The organism is Chryseobacterium sp. RR2-3-20, from assembly GCF_017808115.1.
Classification (GTDB): Bacteria; Bacteroidota; Bacteroidia; order Flavobacteriales; family Weeksellaceae; genus Chryseobacterium; species Chryseobacterium oryzae.
Window position 1 is genome coordinate 1 of the sequence record NZ_JADQBD010000028.1, and the last position, 22,936, is coordinate 22,936.

Consider the following 22,936-nt stretch of genomic DNA (forward strand, 5'->3'; position numbering starts at 1 on the left):
CTTCTGTCCCAAAATGTGCTGAAAAACTGAATAAATTCATATCTAATTGTTTGATTACTACAAATATACAAAAGTTATGATAAATTACGGATATTCATATTAATTTTATAGATAAACTTTGAGATAAATAAAGTTACTTTTATTCTTCAACAAAATTTTTAGCCGGCTGTTTATCTGTAATTTTACCATTTTCGATAATCAAAACAAATGGATTACTTCTCGCAATGGTTTTAATAGCTGTACCGTCCATCATTGCATTCTTAATTGTTTTAAATGTATCTGGCATGGTAGAAACGCCATAAATAACAGTAGCATTTTGCGTTTTTACCTTATTTTCTATTTTAGCTAAAAGCTCTTTAGAAACTTCTTTTGGATGATAAGAAAATACCAGAACCGCTTTGGGAGCATTAATAACTTCTGCTGTTACGTCCTGACCGGTTGGATCTTCAATTTTAAATTTAGAAATTTCAGATTTATAGCCTTCTTTTACGAGTACAGATTCATTTTTACCTTCTTCTGTTTTCCACGGGGTTCCTTCTTCCCAATATTTAGATTCCTTCACATAATCGTCCTGATTAATACGGATTACCTCGCCCATTTTTGTGTTTTTTAAAGAATAAAAAGTTTTGTATTCTGAAGGGTTCTTGTTTATTTTTTCTTTTTCCGCCTTCAAATCTGTTCCGATTTTATAATCTCTGAAATCAATAATCGGTTCATTGATAATACCTTGAGCCATTACAAAAATCATCAATCCAACAAAAACTCCGAAAAAAGCAGACTTCAATTTGTTGCTTTTAGGTTTCTCGCTGTAGCTGTAAGGATCGTCTTTACTGCAAAATTCTTTTTTGTAGAGAACGAATAAAATAATAAGCCCTGCTAAAAGAACAATATCTTTAATAAAGCTTTGCCAAGGTGTAAATTTTATGGCATCACCAAAACATCCGCAATCTGTAACAACGTTATAATAAGCCGAATAAAACGTAAGGAATCCGAAGAAAACACACAATGCAATGAGTGCAGAAATTGTGAACTTCAGTTTAAATTTTAAAAGCAGCATTACACCTAAAAGAAGTTCTAAAACCACTACAATTACAGAAAATATTAAAGCAAATTTTTCCAAAAACGGCATATTGAAAACGCTCGGAGAAAAATACTCTTCCATTTTGAAAGAAAACCCTACCAAATCGACCGCTTTTACGAAGCCGGAAAGGATAAAGATAACTGCAATAACGAATCGTAGTAAATTTTTAATCATTTTTTTTAATCTTTTAAAGTTGTTTTTGATGATTTTGCTCGGAAAATTTTATTAAACAGAACACGGCATAATTCAGCATATCAAAATAATTGGCATCCAAACCTTCCGAAACGAGTGTTTTACCTTGGTTATCTTCTATCTGTTTGGTTCTTAAAACTTTTTGATAAATTAAATCGGTAATTGAAGAAATTCTCATATCTCTCCAGGCTTCACCATAATCGTGGTTTTTCTTTTCCATTAAGGCGTGTGCTTTAGAAGCATACTCGTCGTAAAGCTTTAAGATTTCTACTTTATTTTCATTAAAATCATCGGAAAGACCTTTTTCTAACTGAATTAAACCAATAATTGAATAATTAACGATAGCCACAAATTCCCCTTCTTCGCTTTCGTCGATCATTTTAACATCAGTCATCTGTAAAGTACGTATTCGATTGACTTTAATATAAATCTGATCGGTAATTGAACTTGGACGTAAAACCCGCCACGCAGCACCATAATCCTGCAGTTTTTTACTGAATAAATCCCTACATTCTGAGATAACATTACCAAACTGCTCTGAAGTTTTGTTCATAAATTTCCTTAATCTTTCAAAGATACAAATTTTTGTTTTTCGAGATTGTTTATCAGCTCTAGAGTTTCGATTGCAGAATAATTTTGAAGCGTTTTATATAAAGTTTTACAAGCTAAAAACTAATTTTTTTTTAATCTTTTAGTTATGGTTTATTTCAAAATATGCAATGGATGATCGTTTTATCAACTTTTAGTTTAATTTTGTATCATTCATAAAATCATCAGAACTGATGCTTCACAACAACTCATCTTTTTTCTCTCCCGATTCTCCTGTACACTCTATAAACTGCAACGGAAGACTTATCGAACTGGATACGCCGAAGATTATGGGAATCCTCAACATTACGCCGGATTCTTTTTCAGACGGCGGCAAATTTAACAACGAAAAATCTGCTCTTCTGCATACCGAGAAATTATTGAATGAAGGTGCCGAAATTATTGATATTGGAGCACAGTCTACAAGACCTCATGCAGAATTTCTTTCGGCTAAAGAAGAAATAAGAAGAATAGGCAAAATAATTTCAGAAATAAAAAGAAATTTCCCCGAAACACTACTTTCTTTAGATACATTTTATGCTGAAACTGTACAGTTTGGCTATGATGAGGGGATCGACATTATTAATGATATTTCTGGCGGACAATATGATGAAAACATGCTGAATGCGGTAGCAGAAACTCGACTTCCCTATATTTTGATGCACATTAATTCTACTTATGAATCTATGCACGAAAAAATTAATTTTACCGATATTACATTATCAATCAACCAATATTTCAGCAAAAAAATACAGGAACTAAGAAAAAAAGGCATTAAAGATATTATTCTGGATCCTGGTTTTGGATTTGGAAAAACCGTGGAAGACCAAATGAAAATGATTGATGAAATCCGATTTCTAGGATTTGGACAATATCCTTTACTGATAGGAATTTCCAGAAAATCTTTCATTTATAAACCTCTTGGAAAATCGCCTTTAGACATTAATCAGGAAACCCAAAAACTGCATTTAAAAGTATTGCAGCAGGGTGCAAAAATATTAAGAGTTCATGATGTTGCAGAAGCAAAGAAAACTGTTGATGAGTTTTTAATAAACCGCTAAAAAAACCTCCTAATTTCATCAATCAGGAGGCAAATTTATTTTTAAAAACCTAGTAATTTCAGCTTAAACTGAATGGCAAAATTATCTTTGAATTTGGTCGTATTATAATAACCAACTCTATAAAAGAATCCCAAATTGAACTGTGTGGAAAGGAAATTGTTCCACTCTAAACCTACTTCATTATAAAGATGGTTTAATTTTTTGAAATCGAACTGATGAAATTCAGGGTTTTTCATATCGCCAATTGTTCCTCGGTAAATAATATCAAAACTCGATACATTTTTACCAAAACTTTTAAAGTACCAAGGAAGTCTGTGCGTAAGATAAGCTCCCACAAATTTATCGTTATAATATTTTCCGCCTTCCATTGTAGCGAAGCCTAAATACGAAGTGAGGTTAAAATTAAGCCCTCCGTTTCCTTTGCCCAAACCATTCATGGTAAAATTCTTCCAAATGGGTGCATCTCCAAAAACAATTCCTCCGTAAGCACGCAAACCGGTAACACCTAATTTAGTTTTAAAATTGTGCACCAACAAAGCGTCTAGCCTACTGAAATTAAAATCGCCATCTAAAGATTTGAAACCCTGCTCATAATTGAAATAAAATTCGGGGAAATTTTGCTCGTAGGTAAACTTTCCATTTTCAGTCATGATATTTTTCGAATTTGGAGAGTATTTTAGGGTAATTGTAGACGAAGTAACATCAAATGTATTTCCTAAGCCTTTGTAGCTGTAATCGAATTTAGCATCTTCTTCGGATTTTCTTGCAGATACATTTACTGTTAATCCGTTTGTAATGTCATTTTCATAACTCACTGCAAAACCTTTGTATCCGTAAAAAACACCATTATTTAACGAAACTCCGGAATTCATAATCATCATTCTGAAATTCCAGAGATTTTCTGAAAATCTCCCCGCTGCATTTACATCATCAAAATACTCTACTCTGAAGAAAGAATTTTTCTTTGTAGTGGTACGAATGTCTACACCCGCTCCAAATTTGAATTGTTTATCGTAAATTCCATAGGCAAAATAAGCATCCGGAGAAATATATCTGCTGAATTTTTCGTTGAGTTTGGCTCCTAAACCTAATCTGAAATGTTCGTATTTATTATAACCCACAATTTTTGAAAGATCGAAATCTACCATTCCGAGTCTGAGTTTCCCTTTTAATAAACCAGCCAAAGCTTTCACTTTATTGTCAAGATTATATTTGTTGCTCAGACTGTCTATTTTCAAATAGGTAGTTTGCTCTCTTCCTGTTAAACTATCTGTTCTTTACTTGTCTATTAGACTGCCGTCAGAATTATTCACCTCCATGCTGTAACCTCTGAAATCCTGACGTTTTTCTTCAATTGGAGTTTTAAAATCGAAATAATCTGCAGTAACAAAAGCGTAGGTTCCGAATTTGCTTCTGGTCTTTTTTTCTTCTTCTTTCTGTTCTTTAGTTTTATTTTTATCTGAATCGCTGGTATTGGAAAACGTTGTGGAAGCCAATTTTATCTTGTAATTCTCCTTAACCAAAAACCATTTATTATCGAATGGTTTCCAAATACTGGTTATACTGCCTTCGCTTTTAATTTTGCTGTTGCTTACAATCTTTTTCAGAGCATAAGTATCTTTATCTACATAAATATATCCATTGAATTTTGTCTTATTAGCCGATTGTTTATAACCAACCTCCCGAAATCGGATTACATAATTTTCTCTCCCGTCTATTTCTATAGAATCTGTTAAAAAATAACGGTAAAGATTTCTGTTTTCTTCTTTTATTTCTTTGGGAATCTGATTTCTGTTGGAACGAAATGCCATCAACTCGTAAATAGGTTCTTTAAGACCAGCAATTTTATTATCTAAAACAATGGTTTTTTCTCCATATTTTTTAGAATACAAATTTTCCAGAGCCCTTTCCCATAAAAACATTTTGCTGCTTCCCATAAGCTTCATCAATCCGACCGATTGCAGAGAATCTTTCATTTCCTGCTTTTTCATGGGTTGTTGAGGAAGTTTTTTAAGAGAATCGATTCGGTTGCCGATGTAATTGTTGTACGCTTTTATACTATCCTCATCAAAATCCAAAGAAATTTTTTCATACGATTTGTATGAATAAGAATCTAAACTCTTTGGTGAATTTTCTTGATAATTTTCATTGATTTTTCTGAGAATTTCTAAAGCTTTCGGATCGCTTTTATCCTGTAAAACAACACTTTGAATTTCTCGCGTTTTTACATCGGTTTTGGTAAGAAAAACCTCCATCAGTTTATCGGTTACTACATCTTCTTCGTAAAATCCTTTTGCAGTAACTTCTACTTTGCTACATTTTGTATTGAAAATAAGAGTTCCGGAATGATCCGTTCTTCCTAATACCTGATTTTTGCAGGAAATTTCTGCTCCATGAATTGCAGTGTCATCTGCCGCATTTTTCACAATAATTTTAGATTGCGAAAAAGCATAACAGAAAGAAAAAGAGAAAACAATAATAAAAATATTCTTCATAAATGTAACATGGTTTTAGATCGGGAAAATTCGTTTGTCTAAAAGTTTCCTCAGACAAAAAAAGTGCCGTAAATTATCCCATATTACAATATTACATTATTTTTAATTCTGGCTTGCCATTTTATCTGCAAACTCTTTAGAAAATTGTTTTCTATCTTCCTCGAGTTTTTCAGCATTTACCGGAAGAATATAATTGAAGAGAATTTTCTCTTCGTTATCCAAAAAAATAATTTCTTTTTCTTCTCCGTCTATCATCTGAGCAAATACAGACCACATAGAAGTATCTTTAAGCTTCAATAATTCAAAAAACTGTTCGGCTTTTATTTCAATTGTTTTCATTTTTCAATATTTAATTTTTTAAAATTCCAGAAGTTTAAGCTTAAACTGTACCGCAAAGTTTTGTTTAAAATTGTGAGTGGTATAATATCCCACACGGTAGAAAAAACCGAGATTGAAATAAGATGATAAAAAATTATTCCACTCCAATCCTACTTCCTGATAGAGATGATCGAGTTTTTTAAATCTGAAATCGTGGTAATGCGGGTGTTTCATGTCTCCGATGGTTCCACGAAGAACAAAATCAAAACTGGAAACATTCTGACCAATACTTTTGAAATACCACGGTATTTTATGGGTTAAATAATACGCTATAAAACGGTCGTTATAAAATTTCCCGCCTTCTAAAGTTGCAAAACCGAGATATGAAGTAAGATTGAAATTAATATCTCGGCTTGGAGAAGCCAGACCATTCATGGTAAAATGTTTCCAAATCGGAGCTTCACCCAAAACCAAACCACCATATAAACGGACCCCCGTTTTTCCTAATATATTCTGAAAATTATGTGCAAACAAAGCATCAAAACGGATATAATTAAAATCGCCTCCAAAAACTTTCATACTTTGCTCGTAGTTGAAATACAGTTCCGGATATTTCTGGTCGATCTGAGATTTCCCCTGCGGCGTCATGATATTGGTAGAATTGGGAGAATATTTCAGAGTAATTAACGTATTGAAATTTTCGAAAGCATCTCCTTTTCCGCGAAAATTATAATCGAATTGTGCTGTTTCTACATTTCTTCTGACTGCAAAAGCTAAGGTTAATGCATTACTAATGTCATTAAGATAAGATAATGAAACTCCTTTGTAGCGGTAAAATTTATCGTTATTAATGTTGTTTCCATAATTCATCATCTTCATTCTGAACGTCCAGAGTCTGCGGTAGAATTCGCCAGAAGCACTTACATCATCATAATATTCTATTCTGAAAAAGTTATTTTTTTCCAGAGAAACTTTCATATCCACTCCGATTCCGTATTTCCAACGCTGGTCTTTTAAACCATACGCAAAATAATAATCGGGAGAAAAATAGGCTTCGAAAGTTTCATTAAGTTTGCCTTTTAAACCCAATCGGAACCCTTCGGATAAGTTATAATTAACAATTTCGCCAATATCAAAATCGAAACTTCCCATTCTGACCTGACCGTTGATTAATCCTGTAAGAATTCTGGCTTTTCGGTCTACATTATACAATTTCCCGATGCTGTCTATGGTAGAATAAGTTTGAATTTCCCTTAACGAAAGAGGTTCATCCCGATAAAGATTCAAGGTATTTCCCGAGGTATTTTTTACTGAAAAGGTATACCCGTTAAAATCTCCTTTGTTTTCTTCTATGGGTGATTCGTAATTAAAATATTTCGAATTGAGAAACACATACGTTCCGAAATTCCTTTTCTCTTCACGATTTTCTTCGCGATCTGTAAATTCTTCACCTAATTTCAGTCTGCTGAGTCTTAATTTAAGATTTTCTTCTGCCAGAAACCATTTTCCTGCATAAAAATTCCATGTACTGATGATATGACCTTCATCTTTTTCTTTACTGATGCTCTCAATTTTTTTTATTCCGAATGTTTCTGCATCAATATAAATAGCACCGCTGAATTTTCTTCTTTTCATCGGTTTTTTGTAATTCGCTTCCCTAAAACGAATGACATACGTATCTCTATGATCTATCTGAATGCTGTCTGTAAGGAAAAAGCGATATAAACCACGGTTTTCCTGCTTAATCTGATCCGGAATTTTGTTTCGGTTGCTCTGTAAAGCAATCAGTTCGTATATAGGCTGCTTTAACCCGGATATTTTATTATCCAGAATTGTAATTTTCTCACCATATTTTTGGGAAAACAAAAATCTCTGAGCTCTCTCCCAAAGAAAAAGTTTACTTTTTTCAAGAATTCGGCGCGACGATAGATTATTAATACTGTCTCCTTTATTTTTTTTCTTTAAAAACCCAAAATTTCCGTTAAAAAGATCTCGATATGCAGAAATACTGTCCTGATCGATATCTACAGATAATTTTTCGTAAGATTTATAGCTGTAAGAATCTAAACTTTCCGGGGAATTGCTTTTGAACAACCGTTCTACTTTTCTTAAAATTTCCAGCGCTTTGGGATCGCTTTTATCGTTAAGAATAACCGCTTCGATATCGTTAATTTTATATGAAGCTTTAATTAAGGAAACTTTTATAAATTTTTCTACTACTGCGTTTTCCGTATAAAATCCATCCGCTCTTATTTCTATATTTTTGCATGAGGGTTTAAATTCTAAAAATCCATAATGATCTGTTTTGCCTAAAACAACATTATTACAAAGAATTTCTGCATCCGGAATAGGAGTATGATTTGCTTCATTAAATACCATAATCTTTGATTGCGAAAAACCAAAAACATACAGCAAAAACAAAACAAAACTCAGAATTTTTTTCATAGGAAAAACCTGCCCAAAATTACAGATAATTTTCTGTTTCAGAAAGCTGAATTCTATGTCTTTATCAATATCAATAGTTGCTACTTTTTATCATCAAGCGCCTTCAAAAATTCAATTACATCGTCCATTTCCGTGTCGGTAAGGTGAAGTGGAGTATCCGAAAGCGTTTGATTTTCAATTTTAAATCCAAAACCAACACCTCCTCCTTTATTATAAAATTCCATTACCTGCTTTAAAGTTTTATATCCTCCGTTATGCATGTAAGGACCTGTTTTATTGATGTTTCTGAGTGTTGGTGTCTTGAATGAATTTTGTAAAAATGCTACCGTTTCATGGAATTTCCCTCTTCCCGGATCGCGGTCTAATTTTTTATTACTGAAATTTTCTGCAACACCCAAAACTTCCTGTTCTGTTTTTTTGTAATCCGGAGGAACAGTTCCATTGAAAAGCGGAAGAAAATGACAAATTGCACATTGGGCTTTTCCCATAAATAAGTTGAATCCTTTTTTCTGTCTTTCAGACATTGCATTATTATTCCCTCTCATATACTCATCAAAATCTGAACTGAACGTGGCAAGTGATCTTATATAAGTTGCCAAAACATTCTGAAGCTGCCAAACCTGAGCCTTCTGAGAACCAAAAATCCTCTTAAAATCTGAATTGTATTTTTTATTGTTATTTATTTTGGCAATAATTACATTTAGGTCGCCGTGCATTTCTTCTTTATTGGTAATTACATCGGAACTCTGCCGTTCGAGATCGTCTTTTCTCATATCCCAAAACTGACCGTGCTGAAATGCTGAATAATTAAGCGAAGGTGTATTTCTTACCAATGCGACATTCTGTAAAGACATCGATTTTTCTTTTCCGTCTGTAAACGCTTTTTCGGCAACATGACAGGTAGAACAGCTTCTTGTACTGTTGTTGGATAAAATAGGGTCATAAAAAAGTTCTTTTCCCAATTCTGTTTTCTGCGGAGTCATTGTATATTCTTTTCCCGCTGTAAATGCATTGGCGTCGAAAGCATTTTTCGAATAAAAAGTAGCAGCATTTTTGCGGAGTACCGTGGTAACTTCCACTTCAGGAATACGCTCTTCTTTTCGGAACTGAAGAAGAGTTTCAGAAATTTTATTTAAGTAAGAAGGAATAAACACTACATAATTGAATGTTATTTTATCGGAATTCTGCTTCAGTACATTAATTGCCGCGTCGATTTGTGTACTTAGTGTTGTATAAGAATTGTGTTTAGATTTTTCTGTTGAAATTTGGCTTAAAACTTTTTTAACAGACTCCATCGCATAAGGCATTTCCTGTAGAAAAGCTCCGGAAATCGGAGTATCAAAACCTGCAATTCCCAGACTTGAAATTCTAAAAACTTCCTGTCTCAAAGCATCAAAAACCTGATCTTTTCCTATGCTTATCGCCAGAAAATTGGTTTTAATGGTATTGCTTTTATTCAGAAGTTTTTTCAGAAGTCTTATTACTTCATCTTTGTTAGATGGTTCATATGGATATAAAAGTTCCTCTAAAGCCTGTAATCCTTCAGGTTCTATCTCGGTATGCTCCGACATTTCTATTTCTGGAAGTGCAGCTCCGTTAATAAATCTTGCAGAATGGGGAAGAAAATACTCTACAGCCCATTCCATTTTTTTGTACGTTTTTCTTAGATTTCCAAATTTTTCCTGCAACGTTTTTTCTGTAGCATTATGAGAAACCAAATCAATAAGATTATTGGTCTGTTGCAGAAAATCATTATTATTCTTTAAAATTTCATTTTTTACATCCGTAAGCGAATTTACAGGAGGAATTTCGTTCTTTTTACACTGTAAAATGCCAAAAAATAAAAATACAATGAAAAGAAATACCAAGAGCGGATATTTCAGGATTAATTTCATAGGAAACAGAATATATAAAAAAGCATCAACAGAGATTTCTATTGATACTTTTTTAGGTTATTAAAGATTAGTATTATTTCTGTACGTTTCTGATGATTACAATCTGCCCGCCTTCTTTGTTGGTATTTACGCCCGCTCCATCTGCATTTTTAAATGCATCTTTTTGCCAAGTATGAGAGTGAATATTTACCGCAAAAGTATTCGGAACCCCAATGATATCTGAAATATCTATCATTGCACCAAATTCCCAAGAACCCAATTTCGTTAAATTACCAGACTGGTTGTATGCAGTTTGCCAAGCAGCATCGTTTCTGTTGTGTTTCATATTAAGCCAAGGCTTATACTGTTTTGTTCCGATATTCAGCTGCCAAATGTATGAATCGTGATTGGCTGCAGAATAGTAAGAATCTCCATCTTCCTGAATGTAAACATAATTTTCGGTTACACAAAGGTTATCGGGATTAATTAAATTATTTCCAGGATTAGAATCTCCTTCTGCAACAACTTCCAGTTTTCCTGCAAGCATATTGTTTTCGTTAAGAACAAGCTTGTAAACTCTTCCCCACATGGTAAGTCCCGGTTTTGGATTTACACCATCCGAAGATTCTCCAGTTGCTGTAAAATAAATTTCTCTACCCTTTCCTGCTCCTTTTCTGTAATCTACATCTTCCACTCTCGAAAAACGGATGGCATTAAGATCCATATTTTTTTGGTTAATCTGGGCTCCTGTAAGATTTTTAGCATTGCTAATTTCTACAAATTCTACATCATACTGAGAACCTTTTACCATATCTGTCTCCGTATAATTGTTGTTGGTTCTTTTTAAAGAATAAAGTTTTCCGTTGTCTAGATCTCCCTGTGTATTCGAAACATACATCAAAAGCTGACCTGCTGATTGATGAGAAGTAGAATAAGACTGATCTTCGCCAATCATAATATATGTTTTACCACCAGAAATATCTTTAGGAAGAGGAACTGCATTTTCCATAGAAGCTTTTCCTAAAGCCGGTTTTACTCTTGTTTTATCTGAAGCCTGAGAAACAGGTGCCAAAGGATTAAGAGCATGTACCATACTTTCTTCGCCGGATTCTCCTGCTGTAAGAAATGCATCGAAGCCATGTTCTTTCTGTGTTGCCAATGTTGCAGAACACAATCTTGTCATCCCACCAATTCCGTTAAGAATATATTCACCTTTTACAGGTTTGAAAGTTTTGTCTAAATATACTCTGGAAACAGACTGGGTAATTTCGTGGTTGGTAATCATCAGATACCCATTAGAATTAGGATCTTTCATAATTCCCATTCCGTCTGGCTGTCCTGCAAAAACAAAGTTCGGACTTTGAGAAAGCACATCAGAGCTTGAAATAAGCGTTGTAATGTTCAAATTCTCGAAACCAGGCATTCCGTATACAAATGCAGGTTCTTTAGAAAAATTTTCGATTTTCACATCGCTGTTTACCGGAGTTTCGGTTGTTTCTACATCGTCTTTACAGCTCTGCGCAAGTGCTGCAAATAAAAATAACGCACCAATAGATCTTTCAATTTTCATAATATATTTTTATAGTTTATCTGTTTGCAAAACTATAAGTCTATTGTTAACTGCACTTTAATAACAGCAAAACTGCAATTAACTTTATTTGAATAATGAAAGTTAATTGTTAATTAAAAGAGAACTTTAAAGTATTTCCCAAAAAAAATAGAAATTCAAAATCATTGAATTTCTATTTTTAGAGTATATGGGGCAAAGTTTAATTCAGTAGATTAAATCTTAGTTTAACCCCAAAATTTTCTTTAAATACAGGGGTCTGATAATATCCAAGTCTATAAGAGAATCCAAGTCCGAAATTTCTTCCCAGAAAACGGTTCCAGATTATTCCAGCTTCCTGATAATAGTGATCTAAAGGAATAAAATCGAACTGATGATCTCCTCTGTTTTTGAAATTACCAATTGCCGACTGATATTCCAGTTCGATATTGGAGTATCTTTTGCCAATGGTTCTGAATCTGAAAGGTAAATACTGAGAAATTTTAAATGCTACAAATTTGTCTGCAAAATAAGTCCCCGAAGGCATGGTCGCAAAACCAAAATTAGACGGTGTACTTACGCTGGAAAACCAATGCTCTAAACCTCTTTCAGTTTGGCCTGCAATTTCAAAATTTTTCCAGATAGGCGCAGTTCCTGAAGAAATTCCGCCTAAAAGTTTTAAGTTGGTATATCCTAATTTGGTTCTGAACTGATGTACAACTAATGCATCAAATTTCTGATAGTTCAGATCTCCGCCTAAAATATGATATCCTTTTTCGAAATTGGCAAAAACCTGAGGAAAACCTGTTTCAAAAGTATATTTTCCGCTAGGAGTCATAATATTTTTATCATTTGGCGAAAATTTCAGAGATAAAGTAGTGCTTACATTATTAAAACTATTCTCTAAATCTCTGTACTGATAATCGAAAAGTGCTTTTTGCTTCTCTTTATTCACCGCAATTTTCATACTTAGAGAGTTGGAGATATCGTAGAGATACGATGCACCAAATTTCTGATTTTTATAAAAATTAGCATTGTGAAGATCCAGATTGATGTCGGTTAATTTCATCATTGTATTCCACATATTGTTGCTGAATCTTCCTGCTGCAAAAACATCATCCACATAATCTATTCTGAAAATAGAAGTTCTTTTCTGCGATAATTTCACATCTAAACCAAGCCCATATTTCCAGGTATGATCTTTAAAACCGTAGCCAAAATATCCGTCGGGAGAAAATGTCTTACTGAATTTTTCGTTAAGCTTCACTCCTGCTCCTACTCGAAACCCCTGATATTTGTCGTAATTGAATACTTTCGTAATATCAAAATCAATCATTTTATATCTTAAATTACCTCTCAGTAACTGCGTATAAAAGCCTAATTTCTTTTCAAAATCGTGCTTTTCTACAAATTTATCGATATTGTTATAAGTTATATTTTCTCTTATGGTTAGGCTGTCGGTTCTGTATTGATTAAGCAGACTTCCATCAGAATTTTTCACTTCTAAAGAATATCCTTTAAATTCGGATGCTTTCTGTTCAGGATTAATTTCAAAATCGAAAAATCTGTTTTTAATATAAAGATAATTTCCGAAAGTTTTTTTATAGTATTTCTGTTTCTCGCCGGCTTTCACACTGTCTTTTTTAGCAGTATCGAAAGACTGATCTCCCATTTTCATCCTCATGTCTTCATAATCGAGAAACCATTTATTGTTAATAGGTTTCCAAACCGAAACTATATTGCCTTCATTCCTTTTTTTACTTGAACTTTCAAATTTTTTGAGGGCAAACGTTTCGGTATCAATGTAAATTTTACCGTTAAATTTTCTGGGATTCTGCTTCTTTTTGTCGGTAATTTCTTTGAATTTAATAACATAAGTGCTTCTTCCGTCTATCTGTATGGTATCTGTAACATAAAAATTAAACAGATTTCTGTTTTCCTGTTTTAATTGTCGCGGAATCCTGTTAAGATTAGAAAAATTCATTGCTAAAACTTCATAAATAGGATTTTTGAAACCCGACATTCTGTTGTCTAAAACATTGGTTTTTTCGCCAAACTTGTCAGAATACTTGTATTCTGTTGCTTTTTCCCACAAAAACATTTGTCCATCTTTGGCTGCATCTAGAAATTCTTCACTAAGTAACGAATCTTTTTCATCGCTTTTCTTTTTAAAAACCTCCTTTTTTTCTACTTTAGACAAAGAATCTTTTCTGCTTACAATAAAACTTTTAAACGCATCAATAGAATCTTTATCCACGTCAATAGAATACTTAGAATAAGATTTAAACTGATAAGAATCTAATGATTTAGGAGAATTATTTTTCTCTCGTTTATTGAATTCATCGAGAATTCTGAGTGCTTTAGGATCGCTTTTATCTGAAATTACAATCTTGTCTATGTTGCTGGATTTTTCGGAAGAAGTTTTTAGAAGAACTTCCATATTTTTCTTTACATCAGCCGTTGCATCTTCGAAATTGTTGGCTAAAACCTCAACTTTCTTACATTTTGTTTTAAAATTCAGAATTCCTTCATCATTGGTTTTACCAAGCAGATCATCATCACAATAAACAGCGGCATTTCCTATCGGTTTTTTATCGTTTTTACTTAAAACTTTAATTTGATTCTGACTGAAAATGAAGATACTCAACAATAAAAATAATGGAGATAAAAATTTTGTCATGTAGTTTTTATTAATGAGACAAAACTATTGATAAGAAAGTTACAAAACCATGAGAGAAAATATAAACTTTTGTTAAAAACAAAATCCGCTACAATCAATTGATTTGCAGCGGATTTTCAATATTTTAAATCCCTAAACCTGGATAAAAGAAGTAATGTTTTAAGATTTTTTATATATTTTATAGATTCAGAGCTTTCTGATAAGCATTCTCTAAACCATCAAGATTTTTACCGCCTGCCGTTGCAAAGCCCGGATTTCCACCGCCGCCGCCCTGGATTTCTTTTGCTAAATCTTTCACGATTGTTCCTGCTTGATAACTCGATGCCAAATCATCCGAAACACCAACCGTAATCATTGGTTTTCCGTCTGCATCAGATAAAATTACCGTTACCGAAGTTGGGATTTCTTTCTTCAACTGGAACACGATATCTTTCACAGAACCTGCATCCAAAGAGGTTTTCTTCACCAAAAGAAGCTTGTCGCCTTTTTGTTCGTAAGCATTTTTCCAATCGCCGATTTCGCCTTTTGCTTTTTCTTTTTTGAAAGCTTCCACCTCAGATTTTAATGCGGAATTTTCTTCTATTAATTTCTCGATAGAACGTACTACATCTTTAGATTTCAGCAATTGAGAAAGCTCGGTCATCTGTTTTTCCAGATTTTTGAAATACTCATCGGCTTTATCTGCAGAAATGGCTTCGATTCTTCTGATTCCCGCCGCTGCAGAACTCTCAGAAACCAACTTGAAATGCCCGATTTCGCTCGTATTTTTAACGTGAGTTCCACCGCATAGTTCCATAGAAGTTCCAAACTGAATCATTCTTACATTGTCACCATATTTTTCACCAAACAAAGCCATCGCACCTCTGTCTAAAGCTTCCTGAATCGGGATGCTTCTGAACTCCTGCAAAGCAATGCTGTCTTTAATTTTCGCATTCACTTTATCTTCAACCAATTTCAGTTCTTCATCGGTCATTTTATTGAAATGTGAAAAGTCGAAACGCAGATAATCAGGACCTACAAACGAGCCTTTTTGCTCTACGTGCGTTCCTAAAACCTCTCTCAGAGCCTCGTGAAGCAAATGCGTTACCGAGTGGTTTGCCTGAGAATTTCTTCTTTCAGAATCATTGACTTTAGCATAGAAAACAGCACCTGCATCTTTCGGAAGCCCGTTGATTAAAGAGATAATCAAGCCGTTTTCTTTTTTGGTTTCAAGTACTTCAAAGCTTTCAGCGGCATTTTCAAGAACACCTTTATCCCCGATTTGCCCGCCACCTTCCGGATAGAAAGGCGATTCGCTCAATACAATCTGATAAAATTCTCCGTCTTTATTTTCAACCTTTCTGTATCTTGTAATGTAGGTTTCAGACTCGGTTTTATCGTAACCGACAAAATTTTCAGGTTTTTCCTCCAAAGTTACCCAGTCATACACTTTCTGTGCAGAATCTGCTTTGGAACGTTGTTTTTGTTGATTCAAAGCCTGCTCAAAGCCTTTTTCATCTATGGTTAAGCCTTTTTCTTCGGCAATAATTCTTGTTAAATCATCCGGGAAACCGTAAGTGTCGTACAATTCAAAAACTTCTTCTGTTGGCAATACTTTTTTACCTTCAGAAATAGTCTGTTGAATGAGTTTTTCAACTCTTATTAATCCTGTTTCAATGGTTCTGAGGAAAGATTCTTCTTCACTTTTAATCACTTCAGTTACCAAAGTTCCCTGTTTTTCAAGCTCCGGGAAGAATTTGCCCATTTGTTCCTGAAGAACAGCCACTAACTGATAAAGGAAAGGCTCTTTTTGGTCTAAGAATCTGTAGGCGTAAGAAATTCCTCTTCTTAAAATTCTTCTGATAACGTAACCTGCACCGCCGTTAGATGGCAATTGTCCGTCTGCAATTGCAAAAGAAACCGCTCTGATGTGATCTACCACAACACGAATGGCGATGTCTTTTTCATCCGTTAAAATTCCTGTATATTTTTTACCTGAAAGTTCCTCAACTTTAGCAATCAAAGGGGTGAAAACATCGGTGTCATAATTGGATTCTTTATGCTGCAATGCCATACAAAGACGCTCGAATCCCATTCCGGTATCGATGTGTTTTGCAGGAAGATTTTCCAAAGAACCGTCTGCCTTTCTGTTGAACTGCATAAATACGAGATTCCAAATTTCTACAACCTGCGGATGGTCGTTATTAACCAATTCCAATCCGGAAATTTTAGCTTTTTCTTCTGCACTTCTCAAGTCAACGTGAATTTCCGAACAAGGTCCGCAAGGTCCGCTTGCACCCATTTCCCAGAAATTATCTTTCTTGTTTCCGTTGATGATTCTGTCTTCAGAAATAAATTCTTTCCAGTAATTATAAGCTTCGTTATCTCTTTCAAGATTTTCTTTTTCGTCGCCTTCAAAAATGGTTACGTAAAGATTTTCTTTTGGAATTCCGTACACTTCTGTCAACAATTCCCAAGCCCAAGAAATGGCTTCTTTTTTGAAATAATCGCCAAAAGACCAGTTTCCCAACATCTCAAACATTGTGTGGTGATAAGTATCACGTCCCACATCATCCAAATCATTATGCTTCCCGGAAACTCTCAGACATTTTTGGGTATCTGCAATTCTGGAGGCTTTCGGTTCTTTGTAACCTAAAAAATAATCTTTGAACTGTGTCATCCCAGAGTTGGAAAACATCAGTGTAGGGTCATCTTTAAGAACGATGGGCGCAGAAGGAACAATTAAATGTTCTTTGCTTTTGAAAAAATCTAAAAATTGCTGTCTTATCTGTTGTGAAGTCATTTTAGTTGTCGGTTGTTGGTTGATAGTTGATTGGTATTTCACGCATCAACTTTTGGTTGGCAAATTTAATGTTTTATATGATTTGTTGCTATATATTATTTTGCTCAAAAATTAATCTGTTTGTCCCATATAAAAAAGACCCAGACATTTCTGATTTTCTTCAATCGTGAGCGAATTTTTAAAATAATCTACTAGTTTGGGTGAACTCCAATAACACCCGATATGATGAGCTGTACAAGTAAGGTACATATTCTGAACCGCCATAGAAACGGCAGCAATTTCTTCCCATTCCGGAACTAATCCGCTAAAATTCACAACAATAGATATAACTGTATCTGCTTTATTAATTTTAAAACCGATATCGTTGTATTTTTTCTCTAAAAAAGTTTGAGGAGCCGTTACAGATTTATAGATTTCCTGCATTTCTGATGCAAGTTTTGCCTTTTCTGCTCCTTTGAATATTTTAAAACGCCAAGGTTTTGTTCGTTTATGATTAGGTGCAAAATTAGCCGAGTTGATGATCTCTTCAATAATATTCTGAGGAATTTCATTTTCTGAATAATCTTTCGGAAAAATACTTCTTCTTTCTTCTATAATTTGTTTTAAAACTTCTGCTTGATTCATGTAACGAAATTATCGAAAAAACTTGAATTCTGAATGTAGCATCATCAATTTTTCCAGAATAAAGGCATAAAATGGTTAATTCTTCGTTTTATACTTTCATTCAATTTCAATTATAAAACTTCTTCAATTTTTTGATGAATTCTGTTTAAAGTGAATTCTTCACCCGCTTTCATCCCGATAATTTTTTTTGCCATCGGACTTTCGGGAGAAATTGCGTAAAAACGATCTCCGTTATAAAAAAACTCTCCCAAAGAAACAGAAATGTAGAATCTTGCCTTATTGGTTATAACCAAAGAACCTAATTTGGCTACTTCAGAATCTGTACTTAAAACTTTCTTCATTTGCTGCTGCATACTTTTAAGATTAGCCATCTGTTTATCCAAATGGTAAATCTCATCCTGTATTTCTTCCCGAATAGAATCGTATTTGGAAGTTTTTTTAATATCCCGACTTGCTTCCAAAGTGAAATTGAGATAAAATTCTAATGTTTTCACTTTACCCGAAATCATATCCCGTACAAAAACCCGCAAATCATTTTTATTGTAAGTCACCTTCTGCATACATCTTATTCTTTAAAGATAAAGATAGCATTTTTAAATGAATTTTAAAATGAGAACGAAGTCTGATTATCATTCAATAAAAAAAAGATTTCTGACATTTTTTCGAAGATTCAGCATTTTTGTCATACTATTTCTCAGGGCATTCTTTTTGACCATTGTAAAACATAATTCAGACTAAAAAACAATTACATTTACATATAAAAATAGATTTATGAGTATTCTAACAGAAAAATTCACGACTAAATATAACTCTGCACCTTTTAACCAAATAAAAAACGAAGATTATCTTCCTGCATTTAAACAATTAATACACAGTTCTGAAGAAGAAATTAATGCTATCGTTAATAATCCGAACGAACCTGATTTTGAAAACACAATTGAAGCCTTGGCGTTTTCTGGTGAACAGCTAGACCGAGCTTCAAGTATTTTTTTCAATTTGAATTCTGCTGAAACCAGTGATGAGTTGCAGCAAATTGCACAGGAGGTTTCTCCTGTTTTAACGGAATATTCATCGAAAATTTCTCAAAACAAAGCTTTGTTTCAAAAAATAAAAAAAGTTTATGATCAAAAAGACAGTTATAATCTGAACGAGGAGCAGCAAATGCTTTTAAATGAAACCTACAAAGGTTTTGTACGAAGCGGAGCACTTCTGAATGAAGAAGACAAAGAGAAATTACAAAAAATAAATATGGATTTATCTCTTAAATCTCTTCAGTTTGGGCAAAATGTTTTAGCGTCTACCAATAACTACTTTAAACACATTACCAATAAAGCAGATTTAGCCGGAATTCCTGAGGCTATTTTGGAACAATATGCAGAAGAAGCAAAAGAAAGAAATCTCGATGGATGGGTAATTACCTTACAATATCCGAGCTACATACCGTTTATGACGTATGCGGAAAATAGAGAATTGAGAAAAGAAATTGCATTGGCAAACGGTAAAAAATCTTTTCAGAATGATGAATTCGACAATCAGAAACTTATCGTAGATATTTTAAAATTAAAGCAGGAAAAAGCAGCATTATTAGGATTTAAAAATTATGCAGATTATGTACTGGAAGAACGAATGGCAAAATCTCCAACCAAAGTGCTTGATTTTTTGAATGAACTATTAACAAAAGCGAAACCTTTTGCAGATAAAGAAATTGAAGAATTAAAATCTTTGGCAAAGAACGACGGAATAGAAGAAATGCAGAGTTACGACCATGCATTTTATGCGGAAAAACTCAGAAAAGCCAAATATGACCTCAACGATGAAGAACTGAAGCCTTATTTCCCTTTAGATCAGGTTCAGGAAGCTGTTTTTGGGCTTTCACATAAGCTTTTCGGACTTAGTTTTGAAGAACAAAAAGATATCCCAAAATATCATGATGATGTGAAAGTGTATGAAGTATTCGAGGATGAAAAAAATTCTGGTGAAAAAACTTTTAAAGCACTGCTTTATGTAGATTATTTCCCAAGAAAAGGCAAAAGAGCCGGAGCATGGATGACGAGCTATAAAAATCAGTATCAGAAAGATGGCGAAAACTCGCGTCCGCATATTTCCATCGTTTGTAATTTCAGCAAACCGACTAAAGACACACCGAGTTTACTTACTTTTCAGGAAGTAACGACATTATTCCACGAATTTGGTCATGCTCTTCACGGGATGTTGGCAAACACACAATACCCTAACCTTTCCGGAACTTCTGTAAAATGGGATTTTGTTGAACTTCCTTCTCAGTTCCTAGAAAATTTCTGCTACGAACCCGAATTTCTGAAAACCTTTGCCAAACATTACAAAACAGGAGAAGTTTTGCCGGATGAAAAAATTGAAAAAATATCGCAAAGTAAAAACTTCATGGAAGGATATCAAACATTGCGACAAATAGGTTTTGGTTTGCTGGATATGAATTATCATACAAAAGTGGAAGAATTGGAAAACAAAAACATTAAACAGTTCGAAGATTATTACACCAAACAGACACAACTATATCCTGTAAATCCTGAAACTGCAATGAGCCCAAGTTTTTCTCATATCTTCCAGGGAGGTTATTCTGCGGGATACTATTCTTATAAGTGGGCAGAAGTTTTGGATGCAGACGCTTTCGGTTATTTTAAAGAAACCGGAATTTTCAATCCTGAAACAGCAGCAAAATTTAAAGTTTTGCTTTCTTCTGGCGGAACAAAAGACCCGATGGATTTATATAAAAATTTCAGAGGCAGTGAGCCAAAAGTGGAAAGCTTATTAAAAAGAGCATTCGGCGAATGAGGACGAATTTTTTAAATTAAAAATTTCTTTTTAGAAATTTCTGAAACTCCAAAGAGAATATCTTTTTGGAGTTTTTTATGTGGTATTCTTCAATATTTTGAATGTAAAAACATCATTTATTTTGAATTTTAAACCATCTTTTTTCAACTTACAACAAAATGATTATCAACATTATACCATAATAAAATGTAAAATTTTCCGAATTTTTACATTCCTTTTATAAATCATTACAAGCTCTTATTTTTCCACACCTCTAAAAAGTTAAATTTGTAAAACAAACATTTAATAAGAGTTATTTTTTTAAACCAAAACTTGTATTAATATTTATTTTATTAACCAAATAATCTTTATGTACAATGAAAATTTCTAATTACAATTTCACCCGTTCATTAGCATTTTGTGTTACTTTTAGTGTATTGGTAATTTCGCTAGCTTTTTTAACAATTTCAGAAGGATTAATTTCGGATTTAGCACTTATTGCAATTGGTACTACAATGCTATTTTTGATTTTTCGTATTCAGAGTGTTTCTTATGAAATTTCGGGAAATTGCCTTACCATACGAAAATTTCACCCTTTTACCTCGAAAAAATTTAATCCTCCATGTGTAGAACTTCCACAATCCAGCATTAAAAATTATCATCTCTCCAATTATTTGGGACTAACAACACTTACTCTTAGAATTAATACTCACAGAAAAAAAAATTACTTAATAAGGATTTATTTTTTTGGATTCAGTACGAGTCAGTGCAGAAAAATACAGTCGAGCCTTCAGATGATGAAAGTTTCAGGATAATCTAGAATAAGAATTTCAGCATTATCAAAGAATAAGAATTTATTCTAAAAATCACTAAGACTTTTAATAGTTATTTGGATAAGTTCACAATGGTTTCAGGAAAAATTAACAACGGATATAAAAATGGTAAATTAATCAAATAAAAAAAAAGATTATTTTTGCAGGAATAAAATTGGCATCTGGCTATAATTATCAATAAATTAGCAGTCATTTACCAAAATATTAAATTGAAATTCGCATGAAAAAAATAATTTTATTTCTTACCTTTTTTATAGGAATATCTGCTTTCTCACAGATAAAAGTGCTTAAAAATGAAACATTGGTAGAAATTGGAAAAGAAAATTCTGTAGGTCTTTATAAAAAAGAAAACAGGTTTACCTTCAATTATCAGGATATCAATACCAGTAATCTTAATACGTTCAGATCTTTTTCTTTTAATGATCTTAATGGAGATGTAAGTGAACTTTATAAAATGATTAGCGATGGTTTTATTGATGAACCTAGCGGAAACATAACTTTAGAACTTCCAAGTGATATTATTGAACTGCATTTTGAAAAAAATTACGGGCAACCTACTGTTCAGTTTATACAGTACATCAACAAAAACAAAAAATACGTAGGTAAATCTCAGTTTCTGAATAAAAAACAGATTGATAAAATTTTTGGGATAGGAACTACAAAACAAAATCTTTACAAAAAAGCTGTTGAAAAACATACAAATGCCAATCAACCTAACGCAACACAGACCTATCAAAATCAGGTTACGTATGAGCAGCCAAAGAGCAATACACCGGCTTCAATGCCTTCAAAAACTAAGAAATCCAGAAAATAATATTCATTACAACAATATATTAAGACTCATTCTACTCGAATGAGTTTTTTTATTTCTATTTTTGCTGAAATATTTGTTTTAATATGTCACTTCAGGTTATCAATTTAACAAAGAAATTCGGAGAGCAGACCGCTCTTAACAATATTAATATTTCTATCGACAAGAACGAAATTATCGGTCTTCTTGGCCCCAATGGTGCAGGAAAATCTACCTTGATGAAATCTATCGTAGGTGCTTTGAAAATTGATGAAGGAGAAATTATTTTTAACGGTAAAAATATATCCGAAAGCGAAATTGAAGCTAAAAAGAACATCGGTTTTCTTCCTGAAAACAATCCTTTATATTTGGAGATGTATGTAAGAGAATACCTGCAATTTGTAGCCGATCTTCATAAAATTTCGCATGAAAGAATTGATGAAGTAATAGAATTGGTAGGAATTACCCCAGAAAAATCTAAAAAAATCGGACAGCTTTCTAAAGGTTATAAACAGAGAGTTGGTTTAGCACAGGCAATTATGCATCAGCCGGATTTATTGATTTTGGATGAACCTACCAACGGACTAGACCCTAACCAAATTCTGGAAATACGAAATGTAGTAAAAGAAATAGGTAAAGAAAAAACCGTTTTACTATCAACCCATATTATGCAGGAAGTAGAAGCACTTTGTACCAGAGTAATTCTTATTCATAAAGGCAATATTGTACAGGATTCTAATATTGAAGATTTCAAAGGTAAATTTTCGAGTCTGGAGGAAGCTTTTGCTCATTATACTCAGACGGATGTTACAGAATAAATGTATTCAGTTATAAATA

General features: G+C 33.3%; 16 protein-coding genes and 1 pseudogene. 5 read left to right on the plus strand and 12 right to left on the minus strand.

Features of this window, described 5'->3' with window-relative positions; all coding sequences use genetic code 11:
- Positions 1 to 139 precede the first annotated feature (139 nt).
- Together IV513_RS08290 and IV513_RS08295 are read right to left on the minus strand one after the other, a co-directional pair.
- Positions 140 to 1,255, minus strand: a complete 1,116-nt coding sequence (locus IV513_RS08290) for a BT_3928 family protein (RefSeq protein WP_209390111.1) — start codon at positions 1,253 to 1,255, stop codon at positions 140 to 142.
- 13 nt (positions 1,256 to 1,268) lie between these two features.
- Positions 1,269 to 1,826 (minus strand): DUF1599 domain-containing protein, encoded by a 558-nt coding sequence (locus IV513_RS08295; RefSeq protein ID WP_209390112.1) that lies wholly within the window; start codon positions 1,824 to 1,826, stop codon positions 1,269 to 1,271.
- A gap of 325 nt (positions 1,827 to 2,151) precedes the next feature.
- Between IV513_RS08295 and folP the strand changes: the two genes are divergently transcribed.
- On the plus strand, positions 2,152 to 2,922 hold the full coding sequence (gene folP, locus IV513_RS08300) for a dihydropteroate synthase (protein WP_209390131.1): 771 nt from the start codon (positions 2,152 to 2,154) through the stop codon (positions 2,920 to 2,922).
- A 41-nt stretch (positions 2,923 to 2,963) separates the two neighbouring features.
- On the opposite strand, the pseudogene IV513_RS15810 reads toward folP, so the two are convergent.
- The 10 genes and pseudogenes from IV513_RS15810 to IV513_RS08345 all read right to left on the minus strand — a co-directional run.
- Positions 2,964 to 4,178, minus strand: a pseudogene (locus IV513_RS15810) (DUF5686 family protein); the annotation flags it as partial.
- A 21-nt stretch (positions 4,179 to 4,199) separates the two neighbouring features.
- Entirely contained in the window at positions 4,200 to 5,417 is a 1,218-nt protein-coding gene (locus IV513_RS15815; protein ID WP_245168903.1) for a hypothetical protein, read from the minus strand.
- A gap of 102 nt (positions 5,418 to 5,519) precedes the next feature.
- Complete coding sequence (locus tag IV513_RS08310; RefSeq protein ID WP_209390113.1) at positions 5,520 to 5,756, minus strand: hypothetical protein; 237 nt, start codon at positions 5,754 to 5,756, stop codon at positions 5,520 to 5,522.
- An 18-nt stretch (positions 5,757 to 5,774) separates the two neighbouring features.
- The gene (locus tag IV513_RS08315) at positions 5,775 to 8,180 is read right to left on the minus strand and encodes a hypothetical protein (RefSeq protein WP_209390114.1); all 2,406 of its coding nucleotides are present in this window, start codon (positions 8,178 to 8,180) and stop codon (positions 5,775 to 5,777) included.
- Positions 8,181 to 8,260: 80 nt separating this feature from the next.
- Positions 8,261 to 10,075 (minus strand): cytochrome-c peroxidase, encoded by a 1,815-nt coding sequence (locus IV513_RS08320; RefSeq protein WP_209390115.1) that lies wholly within the window; start codon positions 10,073 to 10,075, stop codon positions 8,261 to 8,263.
- A 73-nt stretch (positions 10,076 to 10,148) separates the two neighbouring features.
- The gene (locus tag IV513_RS08325) at positions 10,149 to 11,624 is read right to left on the minus strand and encodes a hypothetical protein (RefSeq protein ID WP_209390116.1); all 1,476 of its coding nucleotides are present in this window, start codon (positions 11,622 to 11,624) and stop codon (positions 10,149 to 10,151) included.
- Positions 11,625 to 11,823: 199 nt separating this feature from the next.
- Positions 11,824 to 14,280: a hypothetical protein gene (locus tag IV513_RS08330; RefSeq protein WP_209390117.1), complete on the minus strand. Its 2,457-nt coding sequence runs from the start codon at positions 14,278 to 14,280 to the stop codon at positions 11,824 to 11,826.
- A gap of 178 nt (positions 14,281 to 14,458) precedes the next feature.
- A complete protein-coding gene (gene alaS, locus IV513_RS08335; protein ID WP_209390132.1) occupies positions 14,459 to 17,062 on the minus strand; it encodes an alanine--tRNA ligase in 2,604 nt (867 codons plus the stop codon).
- 111 nt (positions 17,063 to 17,173) lie between these two features.
- Positions 17,174 to 17,686 (minus strand): nitroreductase, encoded by a 513-nt coding sequence (locus IV513_RS08340; RefSeq protein WP_209390118.1) that lies wholly within the window; start codon positions 17,684 to 17,686, stop codon positions 17,174 to 17,176.
- 110 nt (positions 17,687 to 17,796) lie between these two features.
- Positions 17,797 to 18,246, minus strand: coding sequence for a hypothetical protein (locus tag IV513_RS08345; protein WP_209390119.1), 450 nt, complete (start codon positions 18,244 to 18,246; stop codon positions 17,797 to 17,799).
- 211 nt (positions 18,247 to 18,457) lie between these two features.
- On the opposite strand from IV513_RS08345, the gene IV513_RS08350 reads away from it, so the two are divergent.
- The 4 genes from IV513_RS08350 to IV513_RS08365 all read left to right on the plus strand — a co-directional run bounded on the left by IV513_RS08350 (position 18,458) and on the right by IV513_RS08365 (position 22,917).
- The gene (locus IV513_RS08350; RefSeq protein ID WP_209390120.1) at positions 18,458 to 20,497 is read left to right on the plus strand and encodes a M3 family metallopeptidase; all 2,040 of its coding nucleotides are present in this window, start codon (positions 18,458 to 18,460) and stop codon (positions 20,495 to 20,497) included.
- A gap of 356 nt (positions 20,498 to 20,853) precedes the next feature.
- Positions 20,854 to 21,291 carry a hypothetical protein gene (locus IV513_RS08355; RefSeq protein WP_209390121.1) on the plus strand — a complete coding sequence of 146 codons (438 nt, stop codon included), beginning with the start codon at positions 20,854 to 20,856 and terminating at the stop codon, positions 21,289 to 21,291.
- A gap of 238 nt (positions 21,292 to 21,529) precedes the next feature.
- A complete protein-coding gene (locus IV513_RS08360) occupies positions 21,530 to 22,123 on the plus strand; it encodes a hypothetical protein (protein ID WP_243575907.1) in 594 nt (197 codons plus the stop codon).
- Positions 22,124 to 22,206: 83 nt separating this feature from the next.
- The gene (locus IV513_RS08365) at positions 22,207 to 22,917 is read left to right on the plus strand and encodes an ABC transporter ATP-binding protein (RefSeq protein ID WP_209390122.1); all 711 of its coding nucleotides are present in this window, start codon (positions 22,207 to 22,209) and stop codon (positions 22,915 to 22,917) included.
- Positions 22,918 to 22,936 lie beyond the last annotated feature (19 nt).

Coding starts and splice junctions, on each gene's coding strand:
- IV513_RS08295 (WP_209390112.1), bottom strand. CDS start 1,826: ATGAACAAAACTTCAGAGCAGTTTGGTAATGTTATCTCAGAATGTAGG.
- IV513_RS08355 (WP_209390121.1), top strand. CDS start 20,854: ATGAAAATTTCTAATTACAATTTCACCCGTTCATTAGCATTTTGTGTT.
- IV513_RS08330 (WP_209390117.1), bottom strand. CDS start 14,280: ATGACAAAATTTTTATCTCCATTATTTTTATTGTTGAGTATCTTCATT.
- folP (WP_209390131.1), top strand. CDS start 2,152: ATGGGAATCCTCAACATTACGCCGGATTCTTTTTCAGACGGCGGCAAA.
- IV513_RS08290 (WP_209390111.1), bottom strand. CDS start 1,255: ATGATTAAAAATTTACTACGATTCGTTATTGCAGTTATCTTTATCCTT.
- IV513_RS08315 (WP_209390114.1), bottom strand. CDS start 8,180: ATGAAAAAAATTCTGAGTTTTGTTTTGTTTTTGCTGTATGTTTTTGGT.
- IV513_RS08360 (WP_243575907.1), top strand. CDS start 21,530: ATGAAAAAAATAATTTTATTTCTTACCTTTTTTATAGGAATATCTGCT.
- IV513_RS08345 (WP_209390119.1), bottom strand. CDS start 18,246: ATGCAGAAGGTGACTTACAATAAAAATGATTTGCGGGTTTTTGTACGG.
- alaS (WP_209390132.1), bottom strand. CDS start 17,062: ATGACTTCACAACAGATAAGACAGCAATTTTTAGATTTTTTCAAAAGC.
- IV513_RS08340 (WP_209390118.1), bottom strand. CDS start 17,686: ATGAATCAAGCAGAAGTTTTAAAACAAATTATAGAAGAAAGAAGAAGT.
- IV513_RS08310 (WP_209390113.1), bottom strand. CDS start 5,756: ATGAAAACAATTGAAATAAAAGCCGAACAGTTTTTTGAATTATTGAAG.
- IV513_RS08320 (WP_209390115.1), bottom strand. CDS start 10,075: ATGAAATTAATCCTGAAATATCCGCTCTTGGTATTTCTTTTCATTGTA.
- IV513_RS15815 (WP_245168903.1), bottom strand. CDS start 5,417: ATGAAGAATATTTTTATTATTGTTTTCTCTTTTTCTTTCTGTTATGCT.
- IV513_RS08350 (WP_209390120.1), top strand. CDS start 18,458: ATGAGTATTCTAACAGAAAAATTCACGACTAAATATAACTCTGCACCT.
- IV513_RS08365 (WP_209390122.1), top strand. CDS start 22,207: ATGTCACTTCAGGTTATCAATTTAACAAAGAAATTCGGAGAGCAGACC.
- IV513_RS08325 (WP_209390116.1), bottom strand. CDS start 11,624: ATGAAAATTGAAAGATCTATTGGTGCGTTATTTTTATTTGCAGCACTT.